Source organism: Streptomyces sp. IMTB 2501, assembly GCF_001953885.1.
Taxonomy (GTDB): Bacteria; Actinomycetota; Actinomycetes; order Streptomycetales; family Streptomycetaceae; genus Streptomyces.
Genome location: NZ_MQUS01000020.1, coordinates 13,322 through 31,924, shown reverse-complemented (window position 1 = coordinate 31,924; position 18,603 = coordinate 13,322). Strand labels below are relative to the sequence as shown.

The following is an 18,603-nucleotide window of genomic DNA, read 5'->3' as shown; positions in this document are numbered from 1 at the left end:
ACGGTGGGAGTGCCGTGGAGGGTGGCGGACCTCGGTTCGGCGCACACGCTCTCGCCGCACCTTGAACAGGAGGGGAACAACGGCCTACTTCAGACACCATTGTTCAAGAATCCGTATGCTCCACCCCACGGCTTACCCAGGAGACTTTCAACCGCCCTGCTGCGACCGCGCCTTGAAGGCCGCCTTCCGTGCCTCCTTGGCCACCTTCTTGTCCGGGTGCAGCCGTCCCATCGCCTCCAGCACATCGGCGGTGGCCGGATGCTCCACGCGCCAGGCGGTGGCGAAGAACCCGCTGTGCTGTGCCGCCAGCCCCTCCACCAGCGCCTGGAGTTCCTCGGAGTTGCCCTCGGCGGCCAGCTGTGCGGCAACCGTGTCGATGGTCAGCCAGAACACCAGCTCCTCGGACGGCGCCGGCACTCCGGCGGCACCCCGCTCGCTCAGCCACACGCGGGCCAGGCCGCCCAGTTCCGGATCGTCCAGCACCTCGCGCAGCGCCGGCTCGGCCTCCGCGCCGATCAGGGACAGGGCCTGCTGGCAGCGCAGGCGTCGCAGCGGCGCGCCGGCGTCGGCGCCGCGCGCCGCGGCCAGCAACTCCCGTGCCGCGGCGGGCGATTCACGCCGGGTGAGCCACTGCTCGGTCTCGGCCTGCGCCGCCGCCTGCCCGAACCGCGCCGTACCGTCGAGCAGCGCGTCCGCTCCCTTGTCGGCGAGTTCACCGACGGCCGGCGCCTCGAACCCGGCCTCCAGCAGCCGGGCCCGCAGCCCGTACACACCGAGCGGAGTGAGCCGGACCATGCCGTAGCGCGACACGTCGGTGTCGTCGACCGGCGCCGCGGGCTCCTCGTCGGTGTCGGCCATCAACGCCTCGTCCACCGGCTGGTACTCCACCAGCCCGACCGGCTCCAGCATCCTGAACTGGTCGTCGAGCCGCATCATCGCGTCGGAGACCTGCTCCAGGACGTCGTTGGTGGGCTCCCCCATGTCATCGGGGACGATCATGGACGCGGCCAGGGCGGGTAGCGGGACCGCCCCGTCACCGGCGCCGTCCTCACTCACCGTCAGCAGATAGAGGTTGCCGAGGACGCCGTCGAGGAACTCGGCCTCGGCCTCCGGGTCCCAGTCGAGTGACGAGAAATCGATCTCGCCGCCCTCGTCCAGGGCGCCGACCAGATCATCCAGATCGGGGACACCCGCGTCGGCGATGACGGTCTCCAGAGCGGCGAGCCACACACCGAGCACATCGGCCGGAGAGCCGCCGGTGAGCAGCGTCAGCTCCTCGCCCGCCCGCACGGTCCCGGCCTCCTCGTCCACGATCTCGACCAGCCCGGCGTCCACGGCGACCCGCCAGGCCTCACTGGCGTAGGCGGCCGCGTCGTCACCGCTGAGCCCGAGCAGGTCGGCGGCGGCCGGAAGCTGCTCCTCGACCAGTTCACCGCCGGCGTCCACGCGGGTGTCGGGTCCGGCCCAGCGGGCCAGGCGGGCGGCGCGGGAGAGCAGGGGCGTGGACAGCGCTGCGCGTGCCAGCTCCGGTTCGGGGTGCAGCCGTACGGGCGGCAGGGGGGAGCTGTCTGACATCGGCTGGTTCTCCTCGGACCGTGAACGGGCTCAGCCGCTCAGCCTAGACGGATTTCCACCCATGCCGCCCGGTTCATCTCTCCGTCGGCCGTCATACATGGCCGAAACCTTGACAACTCCCTTGCTCAGGCTGGAGATTGACGCGCGTAGAAGTTCGGGGGACAACTGTTCACTGGGCTCTACGCGTGTCACGGAGGGCCACGGGCCCCACACGCTCCTGTTCCGTCCTTGTCCCGGCACTTTGTCATGTCCCCGGAGGGATCCCTTGCCGAGCAGGTCTTCCACGCGCCTTGCCGCGCTCACTGTCGCCGCCGTCTGCAGCGCGGCCGCAGCCAGCCAGATCGTCGCCCTCCCCACGCCCGCGCACGCCGACTCGGTGCGCATCCACGACATCCAGGGCACGACCCGGATCTCGCCGTTCGCCGGGCAGAAGGTGACGGACGTACCCGGCATTGTCACGGCCACGCGCACGTACGGCTCCTCCAGAGGCTTCTGGCTCCAGGACCCGAACCCGGACGACGACCCGCGCACCAGCGAGGGCGTCTTCGTCTTCACCGGCTCCACGCCGAAGGTCGCGGTCGGCGACTCGGTGACGGTGACCGGCACGGTCTCCGAGTACGTCCCGGGCGGCGCCTCCTCCGGCAACCAGTCGGTCACGGAGATCACCAAGCCGACGACCACCACCGTCTCGACGGGCAACGCGGTCCCGGCGCCGGTCGTCATCGACGAGGACTCGGTGCCGGACGAGTACGCCCCGGAGGGCGACCCCGCCGCGAACGGTTCGATCAACAACCTGACACTCAATCCGTCGAAGTACGCCCTGGACTACTACGAGTCCCTGGAGGGCATGAACGTCCAGGTCGAGGACGCCCGCGTGGTCGGCCGCACCGACCCGTACAGCGAGCTGTGGGTCACGGTGAAGCCCTGGGAGCACCGCAGCCGCCGCGGCGGCACGGTCTACGGCTCCTACGAGTCGCAGAACTCCGGCCGACTGCAGATTCAGTCGCTGGGCTCGACCGCCGACTTCCCGAAGGCGAACGTCGGTGACACGCTCACCGGCACCACCACCGGCCCGCTGGACTACAACCAGTTCGGCGGCTACACCCTGGTCGCGAACCAGCTCGGCACGGTGAAGAGCGGCGGCCTGGAGCGTGAGACCACGCGGAAGCAGTCGAGCCGCGAGCTGGCGGTGGCGACCTACAACGTCGAGAACCTCGACCCCTCGGACAACACCTTCGACCAGCACGCCGCCGCGATCGTGAACAACCTGCAGTCGCCGGACATCGTGTCCCTGGAGGAGATCCAGGACAACAACGGTGCCACGGACGACGGCACGGTCGACGCGAGCGTGACGGTGCACAAGCTGATCGACGCGATCGTCGCGGCGGGCGGCCCGAAGTACGACTGGCGCTCGATCAACCCGGTCAACGACCAGGACGGCGGCGAGCCGGGCGGCAACATCCGCCAGGTGTTCCTGTTCAACCCCGAGCGGGTGTCCTTCGTGGACCGCGCGGGCGGCGACTCCACCACCGCGGTCGGCGTCACGAAGGTGGACGGCAAAGCCCATCTGTCGGTCTCGCCGGGCCGGATCGACCCGGCGAACGCTGCCTGGAAGGACAGCCGCAAGCCGCTGGCCGGTGAGTTCGTCTTCCGCGGCAAGACCGTCTTCGTGATCGCCAACCACCTGATCTCCAAGGGCGGCGACCAGGGCCTGACCTCGCAGTACCAGCCGCCGACGCGCAGCTCGGAGATCCAGCGTCATGCCCAGGCGACCGAGGTGAACGCGTTCGTCAAGGACATCCTGAAGGTCCAGAAGAACGCGAACGTCGTCGCGCTCGGCGACATGAACGACTTCGAGTTCTCCGACACCGCGAAGATCCTCGAGGGCGACGGCGAGCTGTGGTCGGCGATCAAGTCGCTGCCGAGGAGCGAGCGTTACACCTACGACTACCAGGGCAACGAGCAGGTCCTGGACCAGATCCTGATCAGTCCGGCGATCCGGCGCGGCTGCGACTTCGAGTACGACAGCGTGCACATCAACTCGGAGTTCAACGACCAGATCAGCGACCACGACCCGCAGGTGCTGCGCTTCCGTCCCTGATCGGGGTGGTCACGCCTGGCTGAACACCTGGTTCAGCCAGGCCTGCCACGCGCTCTCGTTCGCCTCGGCGTCGGCGTCCGGCGCGAAGTCGTGGATGCTGATGCCGAGCGGGGCGCCCCAGGGGCCGCGCCCGAAGAACCGGATGAGGGCGCTGTCGGTGCGCAGCCCGATGAAGTACGGGTTCCGGTAGTCGAGTACGGCGTCCAGGGTCCGCCCGCCGGGTCCCTGGACGGCGGCCTTCGTGCCGGCGGCCGCGTCGTCCGCGAGGCCGAGGGCGTGCGCGGCGGCGGCGAGCGCCTCCCGGGTCGCCGAGGCCGCGGGCCCCTGCAGCTGGGCGAAGGTGACCGGCCGCGGCGCGAAGTGTGTGAGGTACTCGCACAGGGTGTGCAGATAGAAGTTGGTGTGCTTGCTCGCGCCGTCGTACTGGTTGTTCCAGTCGTCGGTGAAGATGCCGCTGTGCACATAGCGCACCCAGGCGCGGCGGCCCTCGTCGCGGGGCTCGATGGTGTAGTCGAGCTGGTTCAGGGACTGGGTCGGGAATCCGACGTCCTCGCTGCGGTTGGTGTAGCGGTGCGGCGGGTCCCAGGCGGTGACGGTCGATCCGAAGGGTCCGGAGCCGCCGACCCGGGGCTCGGGCGGGTCCATCGGCCACAGATAGGCGCCGGTGCCGGTGGTGATCGCCTCCCAGACCTTCTCGGGCGGGACGTCGACCTCGAACTCGCGGACGATCTCGAATTCCTTGGACATGGTGGGGCTCCTGCTCACTGCTGTGGTTCGGGGGTGGGCCGGTCCTCGACCGCGGGGTCCTTGACCGTGGGGTGGAGGGCGACGACGATCCGGTGGTCGCGGCCGTCCTCGGCGTGGGGGGCGTCGTACTTGCGGATCAGCGCGCTCACGCCCGCCGTCAGCTCCTGGACGAAGGCCGCGCGGTCGGCGGCGGAGGCGAAGCGGACCTGGCCGTCCAGGGCGTAGGTCGCCAGCCGCTTCCTGGCCCTCGCCGCGCCGGTGATCAGCGTGCCGACGTCCCGTACCAGGCGGGCGCCTAGCGCGAGCAGCCAGCGCGCCGAGAGCTGGTCGCGGAAGCGGTCCGGGTCCGGCTGCACGGCGGGCAGGGCGGCCGGCGAGATGACGTACGACGCGGCGGTCGCGCGCATCAGCCGCTCGGTGACATTGCCCTTGCGGCGCTCTCCGGCCAGCTCGACCAGGCCGTGCCGCTCCAGCGCCTTCAGGTGGTAGTTCACCTTCTGCCGGGGCAGTCCGACCTTGCCGGCCAGCATCGCCGCCGACGCGGGTGCGGCGGCCAGCTCGGCGAGCAGCCGGGCCCTGATGGGGTCCAGCGACACGGCGGCGGCCTCGGGGTCCTCGATCACGGTCACGTCCAGCATGCGTTCAGCCTTCCACCGAAAACTTTTTTTGTCCAGACGGATCGAGTTTTCGGTGAGGGAGTGCTGTTCCGGCTAGCCCTGTTCCCCCCGTTCCCCGAGGCGGGCGAGCTGGCTCTGGAACCAGTCGAGGCGCGCCTGCAACAGGGCTGCCTCCGCGACGAGTTCGGGCACGCCCGGCTCCGCACCGGCCGTAGAGCCGGCGGACGGGAATCCCGCACCACCGCCCTGAGCCACCACCCGCAGTCCGTCCCCGGCCAGCCGGGCGAAGCCTGCGAGCGAGACGGACGTACGGCCGCACACACAGCCGGCACAGACGGGGGCGAGGACCCGCCAGCCGGGCCTGCCCCAGCCGTCGTCTGCGAGCGCGACGGCGGTGGTGCCGCAGACGCACGGGCCGGCGGTGGCGGTGCGCACCCGCTGCCGGGCGTAACGGAAGCCGCGCTCGAAGCGGATGTAGGCGCCGAGCACGGAGACCTCCAGCAGGAGGGCCGCGCGGTGCTCGGCGATGCACAGCATGGCCTCGGCGGCGGCTCGCTCGTGGACGCAGTGGAAGCCGCAGTCGCACAGGCGCGCGGGCGGTCGGTGCCGCCTGCCGTAGACGCAGGCAGCGTCGTCGAGCACGCCGTACGGCAGCGCGCCGCCGAGCGACACACCGGTGAACCCGGCCCGGGTGCCGTCCTGGGACAGCACCGGGTGGGCGATCTTGTATCCGGTCGGCGGCTCCGTCGGGCGTTCCGCCGGGAGCCGCAGTCTCATCGGACGGCCGGGACCTCTTCGCGGGCCGGCTCGGCCGGTTCGACGCGGGCGGCCTCCTCCAGGAGCGGGGTCCCCTCCTCGCGAACGGCCTCTTCGTGGACGAGCGGCCGCTCCTCGGCGACTCCGGTGGCCAGTGCCTTGCCGAGCTTCATGGTGCCTCCCATGACGGACGTCGGTGACCCTTGGGCCATAGTGACCCATGAGGGGCCGAGTTGGACACAGCGCCTTCGGCCGCCACCCGAACGTCTCAGCAATGCTTAGGTATATCTCGTAGAAGAATTAAGTAGAGCTTCATCGACGTGTTGCCGAGACTACTCCCATGACGAGCACACGCACGGCCGCGCGGCCCTTCGGCCGCACTCTCTGCGCGATGATCACGCCGTTCACCGAGGAGGGCGCCCTCGACCTGGCCGGCGCCCGGAAGCTGGCCGCGTGGCTGGTGGCCGAGGGCTGCGACGGCCTGGTGCTGAGCGGCACCACCGGCGAGTCACCCACCACCACGGACACGGAGAAGGCGGAGCTGATCGCCGCCGTCCGCGAGTCGGTCGGGGACCGGGTGCCCCTGGTCGCGGGCGTGGGCACCGCCGACACCCGGCACACCGTCGAACTGGCCCGCGCGGCCGAGGCGGCGGGCGCCGACGGGGTGCTGGTGGTGACGCCGTACTACAGCAGGCCGCCTCAGGAGGCGGTGGAGACGCACTTCCGCACGGTCGCCGACGCGAGCGGCCTGCCCGTGATGCTCTACGACATCCCGGGCCGCACCGGCACCCGGATCGAGCCGGAGACGATCCTCCGGCTGGCCGCGCACGAGCGGATCGTGGCCGTCAAGGACTGCTCCTACGATTTCCTCGGCACCCAGAAGGTCCTGGCGCAGACGGACCTGGCGTACTACGCGGGCTGCGACGAGCACGTACTGGCGCTGTACGCGATCGGCGCGGCCGGGTGCATCAGCACGGTCGCGAACGCCGTCCCCGGTGCCATCGCCGCGATCCTCGACGCCTTCGACGCCGGCGACACCGCCCGGGCGACCGAACTCCAGCTGCGCGCAACGCCGTTGATCGAGGCGATGATGGGCGCGGGCCTGCCGGGCACGGTCACCGCCAAGGCCCTCCTCGCCCGCCTCGGCCTGCCCGGGGGCCCGGTGCGCGCACCGCTGCTGCCCGCCGGACACGAGGCGGACGACGAACTGCTGGCGCGGTACGAGACGCTCACTGCGGCCTGATCGGCGGCCGGTGAACACCGGCTCGCCGTCCGGCTGCCGTACGGTGTCCGCGTGAGTCGCCCCTTGCTGTTCCTGGACGTCGACGGCCCCCTCAACCCGTACGCGGCGCGGCCGGAGCGGCGGCCCGAGGGCTACACGACGCTCCGGGTGCCGTTGGACTCCCGGCGCTCCCTGCGGGTCTGGCTGAATCCGGAGCACGGCCCGGCACTGCTCGGGCTCGGCTACGACCTGTGCTGGGCGACGAGCTGGATGGAGGAGGCCAACATCTGGATCGCACCTGTTGTCGGCCTGCCCCGCGACCTGCCGTACGTCGACTTCGGCAGCGGCCTGTTCGCCGTGCGCCCGGACGGCGTCCACTGGAAGACGGAGGCGATCGTGGCGTACGCCGAGGGCCGCCCGTTCGCGTGGGTGGACGACGAGCAGAGCCCGGCGGACACGCGGTACGTCCGGGCCCGTCATCCCGGCCCCGCCCTGCTCCATCACGTCGATCCCCGACTCGGGCTGCGCGCGGGCGACTTCGCGGTGCTGCGGGAGTTCGCGCAGGCCATGCCCGTATGACGAAGCGCCCTTCACGGTGTGGTGCAGGGCGCTACGGACGTGTGACGTGTCAGTTGCGGGTCCGCCGAACACCGGTGCACGCGATCAGCCTGCTGCCGTCCTCGTTGAGAAACAACATGAACGTCCAGGAGCCATCAGCAGCTCCGATCTGCCCCAGGCGAACCGGCTGTTGATGCCGGCCGAGCAACTCCACCGCACGTTCCAGGTTCATGGTCTCGATGCCCCGGCGGCGCATGCGCCGCAGCCGACGCCCATAGGTAAGGGCGAGCGGCTCAGCAGGTGCAGTCCCGTCCCAGACCACGTGGGAACCGCCGCAGCGGAGCGCAGCCAGAGCGGCCACGGACGCCTCGTCGTTGCCGACCAGCAGCCGTTCGAGTAGTTCCCGCTCCATGCCGCCACCCCCACCAGGATCCTGATGTACAGCAGCCGGATACAGCAACCATGGCAACCGGCCCCAACCCGCAGCGTCCCCTTGGGGCCGATGCGCGACCTGTATGACCGTCTCCCGACTGATCTCTGTAGAGCTACGGATCAGAAGGTCGCAGGTTCGAATCCTGCCGCGGGCACAGAAGATCAGAGGCCCTGTGGAGCGATCCACAGGGCCTCTGGCTTTTGCTTTGGCGGCGGTGATTGACGGCAACCGCCCGGCCGTGCACCGGCTACCGCACCGATGGTGTCAGGTCCGTGCTCGGCGGGCCGTCTGTCAGTCGGAGATGCGGGCGTACTGGTAGCGGGTCGGGCCGTTCTCGTCGCCGGAGTGCTGCCGCCCCACCAGGACCTCGTACTCGCCCGCCTTGGAGTAGCTGTTGCTTTCCCTCTGATCCGGGCTCCAGCGGTAAGAGGTCAGTTCGACCGGCCGTCCCCACGCAGACAGAGAGGCGGCCGCGTACCTCGTCGGGCCGTTCTCGTCGCCGGAATGCTGCCGCCCCACCAGGACCTCGTTGGGCGGGGCCGCGAAGAAGGAGTTGCTCTCCCTCTGGGAATAGCTCCAGTTCGGCGCGCTCACCTGGACCTGTTGTCCGTCGATGAGGATGAGGCCGCAGTAGTACGTGGTGTTTCCGTTCTCGTCGCCGTAGTGCGCCCGGCCGAGCAGGACTTGGTTGGTGGGACACGTGACGGGGGTTCCCGCGGACTCCCGCACCGTCTGGGTGTAGCCGTCGATGATGATGATCTCCGACGCTGCGGCGGCGTGCGCTTCAGCGGCTGACGTCGTGGCAAGCCCTCCGGACAGGAGAGCGGCGCTCACAAGGGCCAGGGCCCGCCTGGCAACACGCGAGAAGTGGCTCACGAGTGTCCTTTCAGTTGCTTGAGCGGGGCAGCAGCTGCGGCCCTCAGTCGGCTGGAGTCATCCCCTTCACCTGCATGAATGACGCTTTGCATTCGATCTATGACTTGAAGTAGTTGCCGTGTCCGGGGATGCGCCGTTGCCCGCGCCAGAACGGCGCATCAGGGGCGTGACCTCCATGAACACCGCACTGAACCAGCGCGGCGACACTGTCTCGGAGCGCCGGACTTTGGTGCAAGACACTCGTTGGAGCGCATTGAAAGCGCGACGCAGGGCTCTTGCCAGTCGCACGCCCGGAGCTCTTGCATGCAAGCTGCGCGCCGCTGGTGTCTGCCACTCCACCAACTACGCAGCCGCGCTCAGCGATCTGGAGGAAGGCAAGCTCGACGACCAGGTTCACGACGTCGTCGCCGCACGCCTCGGAATGGAAAGCAACCCGCGGAGCGATCATGCCCGGGGTGAAGTCATCGAGCCGATACCCGACTTCCGTCACTGAGCACGCCGCACCACAATCGCACCAGATCGAGCGGGGAACAGCGGGGAACCACGGTGAATGCGGCCCAGCCTGCCGAAGCCAGGAACCGTCCGTTCGCCCAGCTCGGCGCCCAAACCGCTCCCAATTGTCCGCAGCTGGCGCAGGTCTGTGTTCTGATGCGCGACCGCCCCTCTGGTCTTCGCGCCAGGCCCAACCGACCCTCCCTGCGAGTGTTGCACTTCTCTCTCAAGATGTAGTAGTTCTTATACATGAGCGAGCAGGTACACAACAGGTTGGCCATGGTGCGCGCCGAGCGGAAGGTGTCGCGGCAGAGCCTGGCTGAAGCGGTGGGAGCGCACTACCAGACCATCGGCTACATCGAGCGGGGGCAGTACAACCCGAGCCTCGACCTGGCACTGAAGATCGCGAGGTTCTTCGAGCTGCCGGTGGAGGCGCTGTTCTCGCTCGAACCGTTCCGGCCGCTCACGGATGAGATCTACGGGAGGAAAACGTCATGACCACGACGCCGCTCACGCGCTACGACCGCAGCATGCTGCGGCTGATGAACGATCGCCGAGGCCGGCCCCTGTACGCCACGGCCGCCCGTCGCCGCTCGGTCGTCGCCGCGCACCTGGTACTGACGGCAGCAATCGGCGCCCTCATGGCCTACAGCTCCCTCACGGAGAGCAAACCGATCTGGGCCGTCGTCGTCATGGTGGTGCTGCTGCTGCCATGGATGGTCGCGACCGGAGCGATCAATGCGGCCACCCGTGGCCTGCTCGAACTGCGCGGACGAGCGCTGGATGAACGGCAACTGGCCGAACGCGCGCGGGTACAGGCCTGCTCCCACCGGATGATGACCCTGCTCCTCGCCGCAACCGCCGTCGGCCTGTTGGTCACGGGCGCGACAATCGGTCATGCCCCGACGACGTACACCGCACCAGCGCTCATCGCCGTCCTCGCAGTGCACTGGCTGATGCCCTTGTGGGTGGCCGGCCTGACGGCTCAAGACGAACCAGCCGAGGACGACACCCCCGCGGCCTGACCAGTTCGCTCCGCCCGGCCGACAACTCGCCACCGAGAAGCAAGAGCAAGCGGCCGGGCCAACCCGAACACTCAGAGGCCGGCCGGCACGCGCAGCCACAGCCACCCGCCAACAGCGTGGCCGAGACCGGTGCGAGTGCAGCGAGGCACACGCGCGCCTGATCGGTCGACGCACCCGCCATCGTGGCTGACTGTCGTCGGCTCAGACTCAAACCTCCAAGATCGAGCTTCCGCTCAGGGGTTCTTCGGAGCGAACGGGTCGTGCCATTCGCGTGCCAGATCGTGCGGGGCACCACGGGGAACAGGGGGGTGGCCACGGGTGCGACCTGAATCCAACACGGCTCCGCCGCAGGTCAGCGGAGCAACTGCCCCCAGAAAACCCAGGCTTCCCAAACGCGGCCGAAGCCGCTGAGGGTCAGGCCGGGGCGTCGGCGTCCTGCATGGAGGCCGCGAACGCCTCGGGGCCCTGCTCCGCGGCCGCCGGATCCATCCACATGACCTGCCAGCCGTGGCCGTCGAGGTCGAAGAAGCTGCGTGAGTACATGAAACCGTAGTCCTCCGCGCCATCCGCCTCGGAGCCACCCGCCGCGAGTGCAGCGGCGCTGACCGCGTCGACCTCATCGCGGGACGACACGCTGAAGCAGTACAGCGCCAGCGTGTGCGTGGTGGGATCGGCCATCGGCAGTTTCGCGAACTCCGCGAACTTCTCACGGCTGAGCAGCATGACAAAAGCGTGCTCGCCGACCAGCATGCAGGCGGCGGTCTCGTCGGTGAACTTCGGGTTGAAACCAAACCCGAGCTTGGCGAAGAACGCCTTGCTGCGCTCAAGGTCCGCTACGGGGATGTTCACGAACAGCATGCGGCCGGGGTGTGCGGGATTGGTCATGGTGGGTCTCCAGTCGGCGTCTCGATGGCGTACGTCCTGGTGGACCGGCCCGGCCGGCGGAACTCATCGGTGGTTCGCCGGCTACCCGAACAGCAGACGCCTTCGTTTGGACATCTTGGCCCACCGCTTCGAATTGGCCTCCAGGGCAAGGCGATCAGCCACTGGCCCGGCTGCGTGTCCAACTGCGTGACAGCGCCGACGAACACCGGCGGACGACTGGAACGTCAGCGGACCATCAGTACAGCTCAGGGCGACACCAGCCCAAACGGCCTGTCGAGACGGCGGACATCGTGGTGCCCGCCGTTCACCGCGAGAGCGTCTACGAGATCCCGATCAACCGTCACCAGCCCTGACTCGGCCGCCGGCCACTCGTCCCGCTCAGCGCCTTCCGGCTTCCCCCTCACCCGGTCTGTGCGACGGATCGGACCGCTGAGAGCGGGGCCTACGCACGAGCGCCCTCCCGGGCCGGCCTGGGGCCGTGGAAGGGCGCTCGATGGTGACCAACGTCGACAACTGACAACAGCTCAGCAGCAGGTCGGAGCGTTGATCAATGTGGCGGCCGCAGGTCACGGCCGCCCAAGGTCAGTTGTGGCTGTGCAGGATGTCGTTCAGGCCGCCCCAGACCGCGTTGTTCGGGCGGGCCTCGACCTTGCCGGTGACCGAGTTGCGGCGGAAGAGGATGTTGGAGGCACCGTTCAGCTCGCGGGCCTTGACGATCTGGCCGTCGGGCATGGTGACCCGGGTGCCCGCGGTGATGTACAGGCCGGCCTCGACCACGCACTCGTCGCCGAGCGCGATGCCGACGCCCGCCTCGGCGCCGATCAGGCAGCGCTCGCCGATGGAGATGATCACGTTGCCGCCGCCGGACAGGGTGCCCATGGTGGAGGCGCCGCCGCCGATGTCGGAGCCGTTGCCGACCACGACGCCCGCGGAGATCCGGCCCTCGACCATCGACGTACCGAGCGTGCCGGCGTTGAAGTTGACGAAGCCCTCGTGCATGACCGTGGTGCCCTCGGCGAGGTGCGCGCCCAGGCGGACCCGGTCGGCGTCGGCGATGCGCACGCCCTTCGGGGCGACGTAGTCCGTCATCCGCGGGAACTTGTCGATCGAGGTGACCTGCAGATGCAGGCCCTCGGCGCGGGCGTTCAGCCGCACCTTCTCGATGTCGTCCACGGCGACCGGGCCGAGCGAGGTCCAGGCGACGTTGGCGAGGTGGCCGAAGATGCCGTCCAGGCTCTGGCCGTGCGGCTTGACCAGGCGGTGCGAGAGCAGGTGCAGACGCAGGTAGACGTCATGGGCGTCGAGCGGCTTCTCGTCCAGCGAGGCGATGACCGTACGGACCGCGACCACCTCGACACCGCGGCGGGCGTCCGGGCCGACCGCCTTGGTCGCGCCCTCGCCCAGCAGCTCGGCCGTCCGCTCGGCGGTCAGCCGCTCGGTACCGGCGGGGCCCGGCTCCTCGACCAGCTCGGGGGCCGGGAACCAGGTGTCGAGAACGGTGCCGTCGGAGGCGATGGTGGCGAGGCCGGCGGCGACGGCGCCGGTGGTACGGGAAGCAGAGTCGGTCATGCGGGCAAACCTAACGCGGGCGGGGCGGTCAGGGCGAACCGCGTCTCACGTGCCGGGCGCGACTCAGGTGATCGGCCAAGCCGGCGGGGCACGGGGTCAGCGGATCAGCCGAGCCGGTGCCACACCGGTTCCTCGACACCGGTTCAGGGAATCAGCCGGGCCAGGGCGGCTCGGGCGTACTTCTCGTCGTAGGAACCGCCCGTCAGCAGCACCTGCAGACAGATGCCGTCCATCAGCGCGAGCAGGGCGCGGGACGTGACCGGGTCGGTGTGCCGGGCGAGCAGGGCCGCCGCGTCCTCGGTCCACTCGGCGGCGACGGGGCGCAGCGCGGGGCGGCGCAGCGCGGCCAGATACAGCTCGTACTCCAGCTCCACGCCCGTGCGGTCGCCGCCCAGCCACTCCCCCAGTGCGCGGGCCAGGTCCGCGGCGAGTTCCTCCCGGTCCTGCTGTTGCTCCGGCAGCCGCTCGGCCAGAACCCGGGCGAAGTTCTCGTTGGCCTGCCGCAGCGCGGCCACCATCAGCTCTTCCAGGGTGGCGAAGTGGTACGTGGTGGAGCCGAGCGGGACGTCGGCCTCGGCGGCGACCGAGCGGTGACTCAGGCCGGCGATGCCGTCCCGGCCGACCACGCGGATCGCGGCGTCGATGATGCGCCGGCGCCGGTCGGGGTCGTAGCGGCGGGGCATCAGTGGCTCGCCCCGCCCAGGTTCAGCACGACCACTCCCCCGATGATCAGCAGGATCCCGCCGACCTTGGCGACGCTCAGCCCCTCCCCGAACAGCAGCAGGCCGAGGACGGCGATGGTCGCGGTGCCGACCCCGGACCAGATCGCGTAGGCCGTGCCGATCTGGACGGTCTTCAGCGTCTGGGCCAGCAGCGCGAAGGAGACGAGGTAGCCCAGTGTCGTCACGAGCGAGGGCCAGAGCCGGCTGAACCCCTCGCTGTACTTCATCGCCGTCGTCGCGGCGACCTCGGCGGCTATGGCGCCGGCGAGCGTCAGGTATCCCATGTGTACGAGCGTACACAACGCCGGGCTGCGCAGATGACCGTCACCCCTGGCCATGAAGTCGCCTGCATGACGAGCATCATGCCGATGTCGTACACCGGCAGTTGATTCCCCTCTTGTCTCCTCTTGTCTCCTTTTGACGCCTCGGACGCCTCGGACGCCTCTCGCCGTCGGAGCCAGGAGCCCGCCGGCGCGAGAGCGGCCCACCCTGCCGTGCGCGGAGTGTGCGCTGTCGAAACCGCCCTGATGCCCGGCGGTTCGGAGTCCGGTCGGGGCCTGGACCGCGGGATATGCGAAACGGCCGTACCGCGAACGGTACGGCCGTTTCCCGCAGGTGCCCGCAGCGTGGCCGCCGCGGGATCGGACGTCGCAGGAGAGGGGACGTCGGAGAAGGATCAGACGTTGAACCCGAGCGCCCGGAGCTGCTCTCGGCCGTCGTCCGTGATCTTGTCGGGGCCCCACGGCGGCATCCAGACCCAGTTGATGCGCAGCTCGTTGACGAGGCCGTCCGTGGCGGACTTGGCCTGGTCCTCGATGACGTCGGTCAGCGGGCAGGCCGCCGAGGTCAGGGTCATGTCGACGGTCGCGATGTTGGACTCGTCGACGTGGATGCCGTAGATCAGGCCGAGGTTGACGACGTCGATGCCCAGCTCGGGGTCGACCACGTCCATCAGGGCCTCGCGCAGCTCCTCCTCGGAGGCCGGCTTCATCTCAGCGGTGTCGGTCATGCCGTCTTCCTTTCGGCGTCGGCGCCACCCAGCGCCTGGGCCGTCGCGTCCTTCCACGCCATCCAGCTCAGGAGGGCGCACTTGACCCGCGCGGGGTACTTGGAGACACCGGCGAACGCGACCGCGTCCTCCAGAATGTCCTCCATCGCGTCGTCCGGCTCGATCCTGCCCTTGGACTGCATCAGCTCCAGGAAGGTCTCCTGGATCTTCTGCGCCTCGGTCAGGTCCTTGCCGACAAGGAGCTCGTTGAGCACAGACGCGGATGCCTGGCTGATCGAGCAGCCCTGGCCCTCGTAGGAGACGTCCGCGATCTTCGTGCCGTCGTACTTCACACGGAGGGTGATCTCGTCGCCACACGTCGGGTTCACGTGGTGCACCTCGGCGTCGCCATCCCTCAGACCACGCCCGTGCGGGTTCTTGTAGTGGTCCAGGATGACTTCCTGGTACATCGAATCCAGCTTCACCGTTTCAGCACGCCCCTCAGCCGAAGAAGTTCCGTACGTGCTCCAGGCCGTCGACCAGTGCGTCGATCTCGGCCAGCGTGGAGTACAGATAGAACGACGCTCGCGTGGTCGCAGGAATTCCGTAGCGGAGGCAGACGGGCCGTGCGCAGTGGTGGCCGACGCGGACCGCGATGCCCTGCTCGTCGAGGACCTGGCCCACGTCGTGCGGGTGGATGTCGCCCAGCGTGAAGGAGATCGCCGCACCCCGGTCCTCGGCCGTGGTCGGGCCGATGATCCTCAGGTCGGGGACCTCGGCCAGCCGCCGCACCGCGTACTCGGTGAGCGCGTGCTCGTGGGCGAGGATCTTCTCCATCCCGATCGAGTTGAGGTAGTCGATCGCCGCGCCCAGGCCGACGGCCTGCGCGATCGGCGGGGTGCCCGCCTCGAACTTGTGCGGCGCCGGGGCGTACGTGGACGAGTGCATCGAGACCGTCTCGATCATCTCGCCGCCGCCCAGGAAGGGGGGAAGGTCCTCCAGCAGCTCCTGGCGGCCCCAGAGGACGCCGATGCCGGTCGGGCCGCACATCTTGTGGCCGGTGAAGGCCACGAAGTCGGCCTGCAGGGCCTGCACGTCCAGCGGCATGTGCGGGGCGGCCTGGGAGGCGTCGATGCAGACGAGGGCGCCGACCTCCTGGGCGCGGCGGATTATCGTCTCGACCGGGTTGACCGTGCCCAGGATGTTCGACACCAGCACAAAGGAGACGATCTTCGTCTTCTCCGTGATGATCTCGTTGATGTTGGACAGGTCGAGGCGGCCGTCGTCGGTCAGGCCGAACCACTTCAGCTTCGCACCCGTGCGCTGCGCGAGCAGCTGCCACGGCACGATGTTGGAATGGTGCTCCATCTCCGTGATGACGATCTCGGTCTCGTGGTCCACCCGGTAGGGCTCCTCGGCCCAGCCCAGCATGTTGGCCACGAGGTTCAGCGACTCGGAGGCGTTCTTGGTGAAGATCACCTCGTCGCGGCTGGGCGCGTTGATGAACTCGGCGACCTTGTCGCGCGCGCCCTCGTACAGCGCCGTGGCCTCCTCGGCGAGCACATGCACGCCGCGGTGGACATTGGCGTTGTAGCGCTCGTAGTACTCGCTCAGGGCGTCCAGCACCTGGCGCGGCTTCTGCGAGGTCGCCGCGTTGTCCAGGTACACGAGCTTCTTGCCGTCGTGGACCACACGGTCCAGCACGGGGAAGTCCTTGCGGATCGCCTCGGTGTCGAGGAGGCCCGGCAGCTGTGTCACGCGGATACGCCACCCTTCGTGTACGCCTCGTAGCCCTCGTCCTCCAGCTTGTCGGCGAGCTCGGCACCGCCGGACTCGACGATCCGGCCGCCGGAGAAGACGTGGACGAAGTCGGGCTTGATGTAGCGCAGGATGCGCGTGTAGTGCGTGATCAGCAGGGTGCCGACCTCGCCGGTCTCGCGGACGCGGTTGACGCCCTCGGAGACGATGCGGAGCGCGTCGACGTCCAGGCCGGAGTCCGTCTCGTCGAGGATCGCGACCTTCGGCTTGAGCAGTTCGAGCTGGAGGATCTCGTGGCGCTTCTTCTCACCGCCGGAGAAGCCCTCGTTGACGTTGCGCTCGGCGAAGGACGGGTCCATGTTGAGGCGCTCCATGGCCTCCTTGACCTCCTTCACCCAGGTACGCAGCTTGGGGGCCTCGCCGCGGACGGCGGTGGCGGAGGTGCGCAGGAAGTTGGAGACCGAGACGCCGGGGACCTCGACCGGGTACTGCATCGCCAGGAACAGGCCCGCGCGGGCGCGCTCGTCGACGGACATCTCCAGGACGTCCTCGCCGTCGAGCAGCACGGTGCCCTCGGTGATCGTGTACTTCGGGTGACCCGCGAGGGAGTAGGCGAGGGTCGACTTGCCCGAGCCGTTGGGGCCCATGATGGCGTGCGTCTCGCCCTGCTTCACGGTGAGGTCGACGCCCTTGAGGATCTCCTTCGTGGCGTTGTCGGCCTCGACGGTGACGTGCAGGTCTCGGATTTCAAGCGTTGCCATGGGTGCCTCAGGACTCCTGGGTGAGGGAGACGAGAACGTCGTCCCCTTCGATCTTTACGGGGTATACGGGGACGGGGCGCGTGGCCGGGAGGCCGGACGGCTTGCCGGTGCGGAGGTCGAAGGAGGATCCGTGCAGCCAGCACTCGATCTGGCAGTCCTCCACCTCGCCCTCGGAGAGGGAGACGTTCGCGTGGGAGCAGATGTCGTAGATCGCGAACACCTCGCCCTCGGTCTTCACGACCGAGACCGGCGTGCCGTCGAGTTCCACCCGCTTCGGGGTGTCCTCCTCCAGCTCGCTCAGCCCACAGGCGCGTACGAAGGTCGTCATGCGACGGACGCCTCCAGCTCCTCCTCGATCTTGGCGAGCAGGCGCTCCTCGATGTCGGTGACACCGATCTGCTGGACCAGACCGGCGAAGAAGCCGCGGACCACGAGGCGGCGGGCCTCGTGCTCCGGGATGCCGCGGGCCATCAGATAGAAGAGCTGCTCGTCGTCGAAGCGGCCGGTGGCGGAGGCGTGGCCGGCGCCGACGATCTCGCCCGTCTCGATCTCAAGGTTCGGCACCGAGTCGACGCGCGCGCCGTCCGTGAGGACCAGGTTGCGGTTCATCTCGTAGGTGTCCGTGCCCTCGGCCTTGGCCTCGATGAGCACGTCGCCGATCCAGACCGCGTGTGCGTCGTCGCCCTGGAGCGCGCCCTTGTAGACGACGTTCGACTTGCAGTGCGGGGTGTTGTGGGTGACCAGCAGGCGGTGCTCCTGGTGCTGCCCGGCGTCGGTGAAGTACAGGCCGAACAGCTCGGCCTCGCCGCCGGGGCCGGCGTACTCGACGCGCGGGTGCAGGCGGACGACGTCGCCGCCGAAGGTGACGACGACCGACTTGAAGGAGGCGTCCCGGCCGATCAGGGCGTTGTGCTGGGCGATGTGGACGGCCTTGTCGTCCCAGTCCTGGACGGAGACGACGGTCAGCTTGGCGCCGTCACCGAGGACGTAGTCGACGTTGGCCGCGAGCACCGCGTCACCGGTGTGGTCGATGACCACGACGGCCTCGGCGAAGGCGCCCAGCTCGATGACCTGGTGGCCGAAGGCGGTGCCGCCCTCGCCGTGCACCGCGATGCGGATCGGCTCGGTGAGGACGGTCTCCTTCGGGACGGTCACGACCGAGGCCTTCTCGAAGGCGGAGAACGCCTGGGCGGCGATGCGGTCCACGGGGGTGCCCGCCTTGCCGACGCGCGCGTCGTCACGGCCGACGGTCTCGACGGAGACGCCCTCGGGGGCCTGCACGTCGACCTTCACGCCCTCGCCGGTGGCGACGGCGGTGCCGTCGTGCAGCCCGCGCAGACGCTCCAGCGGGGTGAAGCGCCACTCCTCCTCGCGGCCGTGCGGGACCGGGAAGTCCGCCACGTCGAAGGACGGGGGCGCGCTCATGCGCGAGACGACGGTCGACTCCGCGGCGACCGCGATCTGGCCGGCGGTGGTCGAGCCCACCGGGATGTTCTGGGCCTCAGCCATGGCTGTCGT

Annotated in this window: 23 protein-coding genes and 1 pseudogene; 7 read left to right on the top strand and 17 right to left on the bottom strand. The window is 69.3% G+C overall.

Annotated features, from left to right (window positions below; translation table 11 throughout):
- Nucleotides 1–147: 147 nt before the first annotated feature.
- Nucleotides 148–1,575, bottom strand: coding sequence for a hypothetical protein (locus tag AV521_RS29520; protein WP_076092489.1), 1,428 nt, complete (start codon nucleotides 1,573–1,575; stop codon nucleotides 148–150).
- 265 nt (nucleotides 1,576–1,840) lie between these two features.
- Between AV521_RS29520 and AV521_RS29515 the strand changes: the two genes are divergently transcribed.
- Entirely contained in the window at nucleotides 1,841–3,676 is a 1,836-nt protein-coding gene (locus tag AV521_RS29515; RefSeq protein ID WP_076092487.1) for an endonuclease/exonuclease/phosphatase family protein, read from the top strand.
- Between the two features lie 9 nt (nucleotides 3,677–3,685).
- On the opposite strand, the gene AV521_RS29510 is transcribed toward AV521_RS29515, so the two are convergent.
- The 4 genes from AV521_RS29510 to AV521_RS49490 all read right to left on the bottom strand — a co-directional run bounded on the left by AV521_RS29510 (nucleotide 3,686) and on the right by AV521_RS49490 (nucleotide 5,969).
- Nucleotides 3,686–4,423 (bottom strand): SRPBCC domain-containing protein, encoded by a 738-nt coding sequence (locus AV521_RS29510; RefSeq protein ID WP_076092485.1) that lies wholly within the window; start codon nucleotides 4,421–4,423, stop codon nucleotides 3,686–3,688.
- A gap of 14 nt (nucleotides 4,424–4,437) precedes the next feature.
- Nucleotides 4,438–5,061 (bottom strand): helix-turn-helix domain-containing protein, encoded by a 624-nt coding sequence (locus tag AV521_RS29505; protein WP_076092483.1) that lies wholly within the window; start codon nucleotides 5,059–5,061, stop codon nucleotides 4,438–4,440.
- Between the two features lie 72 nt (nucleotides 5,062–5,133).
- Complete coding sequence (locus AV521_RS29500; protein WP_076092481.1) at nucleotides 5,134–5,817, bottom strand: hypothetical protein; 684 nt, start codon at nucleotides 5,815–5,817, stop codon at nucleotides 5,134–5,136.
- Nucleotides 5,814–5,969: a hypothetical protein gene (locus AV521_RS49490; RefSeq protein WP_179023463.1), complete on the bottom strand. Its 156-nt coding sequence runs from the start codon at nucleotides 5,967–5,969 to the stop codon at nucleotides 5,814–5,816. Before AV521_RS49490 ends, AV521_RS29500 begins: the two co-directional genes overlap by 4 nt.
- Before the next feature lie 167 nt (nucleotides 5,970–6,136).
- Between AV521_RS49490 and dapA the strand changes: the two genes are divergently transcribed.
- The gene (gene dapA / locus AV521_RS29495; RefSeq protein ID WP_076092479.1) at nucleotides 6,137–7,039 is read left to right on the top strand and encodes a 4-hydroxy-tetrahydrodipicolinate synthase; all 903 of its coding nucleotides are present in this window, start codon (nucleotides 6,137–6,139) and stop codon (nucleotides 7,037–7,039) included.
- A gap of 51 nt (nucleotides 7,040–7,090) precedes the next feature.
- The gene (locus AV521_RS29490) at nucleotides 7,091–7,597 is read left to right on the top strand and encodes a hypothetical protein (RefSeq protein WP_076092477.1); all 507 of its coding nucleotides are present in this window, start codon (nucleotides 7,091–7,093) and stop codon (nucleotides 7,595–7,597) included.
- Between the two features lie 49 nt (nucleotides 7,598–7,646).
- Here AV521_RS29490 and AV521_RS29485 read toward each other — a convergent pair whose 3' ends face one another.
- Nucleotides 7,647–7,988: a hypothetical protein gene (locus tag AV521_RS29485; RefSeq protein ID WP_076092475.1), complete on the bottom strand. Its 342-nt coding sequence runs from the start codon at nucleotides 7,986–7,988 to the stop codon at nucleotides 7,647–7,649.
- 312 nt (nucleotides 7,989–8,300) lie between these two features.
- Nucleotides 8,301–8,843, bottom strand: a complete 543-nt coding sequence (locus AV521_RS29480) for a hypothetical protein (protein ID WP_256725714.1) — start codon at nucleotides 8,841–8,843, stop codon at nucleotides 8,301–8,303.
- Between the two features lie 217 nt (nucleotides 8,844–9,060).
- On the opposite strand from AV521_RS29480, the gene AV521_RS48755 reads away from it, so the two are divergent.
- The 3 genes from AV521_RS48755 (at nucleotide 9,061) to AV521_RS29470 (ending at nucleotide 10,402) form a co-directional block, all read left to right on the top strand.
- Entirely contained in the window at nucleotides 9,061–9,378 is a 318-nt protein-coding gene (locus tag AV521_RS48755) for a hypothetical protein (RefSeq protein WP_143658665.1), read from the top strand.
- A gap of 248 nt (nucleotides 9,379–9,626) precedes the next feature.
- Entirely contained in the window at nucleotides 9,627–9,875 is a 249-nt protein-coding gene (locus AV521_RS29475; protein WP_076092473.1) for a helix-turn-helix transcriptional regulator, read from the top strand.
- Nucleotides 9,872–10,402, top strand: a complete 531-nt coding sequence (locus tag AV521_RS29470) for a hypothetical protein (RefSeq protein WP_076092471.1) — start codon at nucleotides 9,872–9,874, stop codon at nucleotides 10,400–10,402. Before AV521_RS29475 ends, AV521_RS29470 begins: the two co-directional genes overlap by 4 nt.
- Before the next feature lie 414 nt (nucleotides 10,403–10,816).
- On the opposite strand, the gene AV521_RS29465 is transcribed toward AV521_RS29470, so the two are convergent.
- A complete protein-coding gene (locus AV521_RS29465) occupies nucleotides 10,817–11,287 on the bottom strand; it encodes a VOC family protein (RefSeq protein WP_179023461.1) in 471 nt (156 codons plus the stop codon).
- A gap of 266 nt (nucleotides 11,288–11,553) precedes the next feature.
- Here AV521_RS29465 and AV521_RS49485 point away from each other — a divergent pair.
- Nucleotides 11,554–11,640: pseudogene (locus AV521_RS49485) on the top strand (GntR family transcriptional regulator); the annotation flags it as partial.
- Nucleotides 11,641–11,869: 229 nt separating this feature from the next.
- On the opposite strand, the gene dapD reads toward AV521_RS49485, so the two are convergent.
- The 9 genes from dapD to sufD form a co-directional block, all read right to left on the bottom strand.
- Nucleotides 11,870–12,856 (bottom strand): 2,3,4,5-tetrahydropyridine-2,6-dicarboxylate N-succinyltransferase, encoded by a 987-nt coding sequence (dapD, locus tag AV521_RS29460; RefSeq protein WP_076092469.1) that lies wholly within the window; start codon nucleotides 12,854–12,856, stop codon nucleotides 11,870–11,872.
- A gap of 143 nt (nucleotides 12,857–12,999) precedes the next feature.
- A complete protein-coding gene (locus AV521_RS29455) occupies nucleotides 13,000–13,539 on the bottom strand; it encodes a TetR/AcrR family transcriptional regulator (protein WP_076092467.1) in 540 nt (179 codons plus the stop codon).
- Nucleotides 13,539–13,862, bottom strand: coding sequence for a multidrug efflux SMR transporter (locus tag AV521_RS29450; RefSeq protein ID WP_076092465.1), 324 nt, complete (start codon nucleotides 13,860–13,862; stop codon nucleotides 13,539–13,541). Before AV521_RS29450 ends, AV521_RS29455 begins: the two co-directional genes overlap by 1 nt.
- A 392-nt stretch (nucleotides 13,863–14,254) precedes the next feature.
- On the bottom strand, nucleotides 14,255–14,587 hold the full coding sequence (locus AV521_RS29445) for a metal-sulfur cluster assembly factor (RefSeq protein ID WP_076092463.1): 333 nt from the start codon (nucleotides 14,585–14,587) through the stop codon (nucleotides 14,255–14,257).
- Nucleotides 14,584–15,051, bottom strand: a complete 468-nt coding sequence (sufU, locus tag AV521_RS29440; protein WP_076092461.1) for a Fe-S cluster assembly sulfur transfer protein SufU — start codon at nucleotides 15,049–15,051, stop codon at nucleotides 14,584–14,586. Before sufU ends, AV521_RS29445 begins: the two co-directional genes overlap by 4 nt.
- A 16-nt stretch (nucleotides 15,052–15,067) precedes the next feature.
- Nucleotides 15,068–16,324 carry a cysteine desulfurase gene (locus tag AV521_RS29435; protein WP_076092459.1) on the bottom strand — a complete coding sequence of 419 codons (1,257 nt, stop codon included), beginning with the start codon at nucleotides 16,322–16,324 and terminating at the stop codon, nucleotides 15,068–15,070.
- Nucleotides 16,321–17,085 (bottom strand): Fe-S cluster assembly ATPase SufC, encoded by a 765-nt coding sequence (gene sufC, locus AV521_RS29430; protein ID WP_067048602.1) that lies wholly within the window; start codon nucleotides 17,083–17,085, stop codon nucleotides 16,321–16,323. Before sufC ends, AV521_RS29435 begins: the two co-directional genes overlap by 4 nt.
- Nucleotides 17,086–17,092: 7 nt before the next feature.
- On the bottom strand, nucleotides 17,093–17,413 hold the full coding sequence (locus AV521_RS29425; protein ID WP_067048599.1) for a non-heme iron oxygenase ferredoxin subunit: 321 nt from the start codon (nucleotides 17,411–17,413) through the stop codon (nucleotides 17,093–17,095).
- The gene (gene sufD / locus AV521_RS29420; protein ID WP_076092457.1) at nucleotides 17,410–18,594 is read right to left on the bottom strand and encodes a Fe-S cluster assembly protein SufD; all 1,185 of its coding nucleotides are present in this window, start codon (nucleotides 18,592–18,594) and stop codon (nucleotides 17,410–17,412) included. Before sufD ends, AV521_RS29425 begins: the two co-directional genes overlap by 4 nt.
- Nucleotides 18,595–18,603 lie beyond the last annotated feature (9 nt).